Below are 2,630 nucleotides of genomic sequence, written 5' to 3' on the forward strand. Positions count from 1 at the left end.
TAAGACAAGCTCCATTCCTATAGGAATGGACATATATTGATACATAAAAAATGTATCAACCCTTACCCTTACTCAGGATTTAGGTTGATACACAAAATTATTTACAGACCCGACCAGCCATCATAACTGTCTTCCCAGACCCTGTTGCCATATGGAAAAGATTATGAATCTGTTTATTCTTTCTAAATTCTGGGCTTTCATAGTAGGTTATGAAGTATCTAAATACCTCTTCTTGGTATTCTCTTAAAACAATATTTTCGTTTAAATTGCTAGTTATATACTCTGGCAATTCTTTCAAAGAACCAAATCTTTTAAGGACATCTAATTCTTCATATAAATATTGATTACTCATTAGATTCCTCCTTAATATAATCCATAGAAACTCTTAGTAAACGCCTTATCTGATTCACTTACATTTACATCTTCATCACCTATATCGGAAAGGTTGATGTATAGCTTATTTTTATCTAGTAATTCAAGAACCAATCTCTTTTGATCTTCTAAAGATAAATTATTAAATTCTTCTTCAGTTCTTTTTAATTCATCTGGTAAAACTGATGGGATAATTTTTCCATTTTGTGTTGCTTTATCTAAGATAGCTTTAACTGACTCAGAGTCTGTAGCTTGTTCTAATTCATGAATTAAAGACTGGTTGTCTTCAAGCAGTTCACAATAAACAAATGAACCCCCATCTTGCCAATTTACTTCACTAGATATTCCTGTACCGTCTCCGTTCAATACATTTTTTAATCTATTCAGTGTGATTTCTTCAATATAATCTAGTTGTTCTACACCAATATAACGTCTATTCATTTTATGTGCGACTGAAGCTGTAGTACCTGACCCCATAAAAAAATCTAGAACCAAATCATCAGAATCCGTTACCATTTCGATAATTCTCTTAATTAAAGCTTCTGGCTTTTGGCCTGAACTAAATTCAGTCCTTTCATTTGACATCGGATTAATTACATAAATGTCAGTCCATAATGAATTAACTGGTTGTCCAATATATTCATCTAAAAATATCTTTCTGTTGATGTTTTTATCTTTACTATCCGGGAAATCTAGCCTTCCCTCTTTGTCCCATTGCTCCATTACTTTTCTTGAAACAGAATATCCCTTTTTTGGTGTTTTGTATCCTTTGTAGTCATAAATTAAATTTTCTCTGTAATTAGGACTTTGAATTGGTGATTTCATATATTTTCTGCCATTTGAATCAACATGTACGAATCGCTCTTTGATATATTTTTGAGTATTTTCATCATTTAATGAATATACCGGCTCATATTTAAATTGAGTTTCGTCTTTTACGTACCATAAAATATACTCAACTACATTGTTTAACCTTTGACTTGGATTAGCACTACCACCTCTCCTTTTCCAAGTTATTTTATTTCTAAAGTTTTCCTCACCGAATATTTCATCCATCAACACCTTCAAGTAGCTATCCTCATTATCATCAATCTGAATAAAAATACTTCCAGTACTACTTAAAAGTCTTTTTGCTAAAATTAATCGATTCTTCATAAATGTAAGCCACGATGAATGATTAAATTTATCATTATAATTAAAAGTATCTGAACCTGTATTGTAAGGGGGGTCAATATATATTAACTGGACTTGCCCTTCGTATTTTTTTAACAAAGAGGAAAGTGCTAGTAAATTATTTCCTTTTATAATTAGGTTATCAAAGTTATCAAATTCAATATTTTCTTCTATTCCATCAAATGTGTATCTTCTTGCATTTCCTAATACCTTTGGAGCTAATAATCTATTTACTTCGTCTGGTGCTAAAGTCTCATTATAAAAAATTTCTTCTCTTTTTTGATCCTCTCTATCTTGTCCACCTTCTAACACACAATCCTTATATGGCCAAACAAGTGAGATATCTTGTTTTTGACTAATTAGGTTGTTCTGGTTATCTACTAATCCAATTTTATTTTTGTAAAGAGTATATGAATCAGGTAAGAACTCCTTAGAATCTAGCACCCATATGAACTTAACCTTGTCGAACACATAAACATCGTCCACTTTAGTAAAGAAACTTTCACGCATTAATTCATTATTTAAAAGGGACTTGATTAACAACCCGTCAGTACCCCTTGCAGCATCCGAAACTTTTGTTTTTATTACTTGATTATCCTCACCGATAAAGCGTTCATCAGCCTTTAATACTTTTTCTAATTCATCTAAAAATCTCATTAGTCTTCCTCCACATAACTTACAATATCTCCAACATCACATTTAAGACTTTCACAAATTCTCGCTATAACATCCATGCTTATAATTTCATTCTTACCTAACTTCGCTAATGTAGCAGAAGACATTCCTATGCTTTGTCTTAATTCTTCTTTATTCATTTTCTTTTTTTCGAGTAATTTCCAAAGATTACTATAATTAAATGCCATATTATTTTCAGTCAAGTCCATAATCTTGTGTAAAACACTATACAATGTTTCCATAGTTTCTTACTTGCCAAACTTAATATACTTTCTTGTAGAACTCAGCCATTCGTCATGCAGGTCCATAAGGACTGCTCCAATTAAACGATTAGCTGAAGCGTGATTGGGAAAGATTCGAATGATCTTTTCTCTTCTACGTACTTCTTGGTTCAGTCGCTCAAGAAGGTT

At 31.7% G+C, this 2,630-nt stretch carries 4 protein-coding genes; all 4 read right to left on the reverse strand.

Going from position 1 to position 2,630, the window contains the following annotated elements:
- Positions 1–97 precede the first annotated feature (97 nt).
- A complete protein-coding gene (locus tag ACTQ46_RS11015) occupies positions 98–352 on the reverse strand; it encodes a DEAD/DEAH box helicase family protein (RefSeq protein WP_441749870.1) in 255 nt (84 codons plus the stop codon).
- Positions 353–363: 11 nt separating this feature from the next.
- Positions 364–2,202 (reverse strand): DNA methyltransferase, encoded by a 1,839-nt coding sequence (locus tag ACTQ46_RS11020; RefSeq protein ID WP_441749872.1) that lies wholly within the window; start codon positions 2,200–2,202, stop codon positions 364–366.
- Entirely contained in the window at positions 2,202–2,462 is a 261-nt protein-coding gene (locus tag ACTQ46_RS11025; protein ID WP_441749874.1) for a helix-turn-helix domain-containing protein, read from the reverse strand. The genes ACTQ46_RS11020 and ACTQ46_RS11025 overlap by 1 nt, the downstream gene beginning before the upstream one ends.
- A gap of 6 nt (positions 2,463–2,468) precedes the next feature.
- The coding region (locus ACTQ46_RS11030) for a transposase (RefSeq protein WP_441749876.1) at positions 2,469–2,630 on the reverse strand (162 nt) is incomplete at its 5' end.

Origin of the sequence: Gallicola sp. Sow4_E12, from assembly GCF_052116305.1 — a bacterium.
Lineage (GTDB): Bacteria > Bacillota > Clostridia > Tissierellales > Peptoniphilaceae > JBQKLI01.